This window comes from Nitrosomonas sp. Nm132 (genome assembly GCF_900100485.1).
Classification (GTDB): Bacteria; Pseudomonadota; Gammaproteobacteria; order Burkholderiales; family Nitrosomonadaceae; genus Nitrosomonas.
Window position 1 is genome coordinate 1 of record NZ_FNDH01000122.1, and the last position, 1,203, is coordinate 1,203.

At 46.7% G+C, this 1,203-nt stretch carries 1 protein-coding gene; it reads right to left on the reverse strand.

Annotated features, from left to right (window positions below):
• Positions 1-14: 14 nt before the first annotated feature.
• A complete protein-coding gene (locus BLP80_RS14950; RefSeq protein ID WP_090544525.1) occupies positions 15-1,130 on the reverse strand; it encodes an ISAs1 family transposase in 1,116 nt (371 codons plus the stop codon).
• Positions 1,131-1,203: the final 73 nt, after the last annotated feature.

A 1,203-nucleotide genomic window follows, 5' to 3' on the forward strand; every position in this document is an offset into this window, starting at 1 on the left:
CAGGGCAATCGCGCTTAAATTATCCCAATAACCCGGAGTAAATACTCATTATCCCATCCTGCTTTTAAACGCTTGGTTTTGATGCCAACCTTGGATGTTTTTTCGGCCTTGATCAGATTCAGGGCGATATGCCGGATAACAGCCAGATTCGCAGCACTATGTCCCTTGCGAGTCCGATTGCTGTCTTCATCAAAGGCGATATCAAGAACCCAGTGCAAATTGTTCTCTATAGCCCAATGCGCCCGCACCACACGCTCTAATCGCTCCGGATCATCCGCATCAAGGCTACTGATGAAATAGCGTGTTTCCCCGGTCACTTTATTATCGGTTTCTCTTTTAGCGGTAACGGCGATAATGCTTTGTAAGCTTTTCCAGTCATGCCGTTGCTGGAGCCAGGCTATATCGGCTGTTGCTCGAATTGAGCGGGTTTCAATTCGGCCATGCTCACCTTCATAGCTAACCGAGGCTACTTTCGGCGATAAAGATGACGTGAAAAATGTTTTCACATCGTCGTGTAGGTCACCCTGATTACCTTTCAGGCTAAGCACATAGTCACCACCTTGCCGGGTAATCTGTCCGGCAATTTTCTTTTGGCAGCCCATGGCGTCGATAGTAATCACTGCCCCTGCGATATCAAGCCTTGAAAGCAATTTGGGAATGGCGGTGATTTCATTTGATCTGTCATCGACTTTAACCTGGCCTAACACCAGATTGTTGTGCTGAGCCCAAGCGCTGACCATGTGGATGGCGGCTTTTTTTGAGGCCTTGTCGAGGCTACGTCTTAAACACTTGCCATCTATCGCAATCACTTCGCCTTCGGTGAGGTTGGCCAGGTCAGCAACCCAACGGGAAAAACAAACGCTGAACTGCTCGGTATCAATGGCGGCGTAAACTTCCCCGAAGGTATCGTGCGAAGGTATGCCATGCTCCAAGCCCAGCAATTCGGTGAACCACGCTTCTTTTGCCAAGCCAAATTGTTCAATGGCAACCCAATTATCTGCACCGCAAATCGTAGCGCAGATACTGATAAAGAAAATATCTTGTAGCTGATGTTTCTTTTGTCTGTTTACCCGGGGATCTTTAATGCTCGAAAAGTGATGGATAATTGAAGGTGTTGGCTTTGCTATCATCTAAAATCAAAATGATAGTGTTATTACCTTATCTAAATTCTATTTTCAAGCACTTTTAAGCGCGATTGCCCTG